General features: G+C 54.5%; 1 protein-coding gene. It reads left to right on the forward strand.

What is annotated here, in order from left to right; all coding sequences use genetic code 11:
* Positions 1 to 413: aconitase family protein (locus AB1K62_RS14650; protein ID WP_367004704.1), on the forward strand; the 413-nt coding region annotated here is incomplete at both ends.

Here is a 413-nt window from a genome sequence, read left to right on the forward strand (position 1 = left end):
ATGCGGGTCACATTTACCGGCACGCTTGCAAAAGGCGTAACGCCAAAGGATATGATCCTTTCCCTGCTCTCCCAGTACAGCGCGGCTGGCGGCAAAGGCCATGCTGTCGAATTTGCAGGAGAAGCTGTCACGGCGCTCGACATGGAAGGACGGATGACCCTGTGCAATATGGCAACGGAGTTTTCCGCAATGTCCGGCTTTATCGCACCAGACGAAAAGACATTCGAATATCTTAAAGGCCGCCGCTATGCACCGACTGGTGGCGACTGGGACAAAGCGCTGCAAAGCTGGCTAACATTGAACAGCGATGCTGGCGCACATTTTGATCAGGAAATCGAGATTGATACGAGTAGCATAGCTCCGATGGTTAGCTGGGGCACCAATCCGGGCCAGACCATCGGCATTGACGGGAC

The sequence above is a fragment of the Parasphingorhabdus sp. JC815 genome, from assembly GCF_040717415.1.
In the GTDB taxonomy this organism is placed as follows: domain Bacteria; phylum Pseudomonadota; class Alphaproteobacteria; order Sphingomonadales; family Sphingomonadaceae; genus Parasphingorhabdus.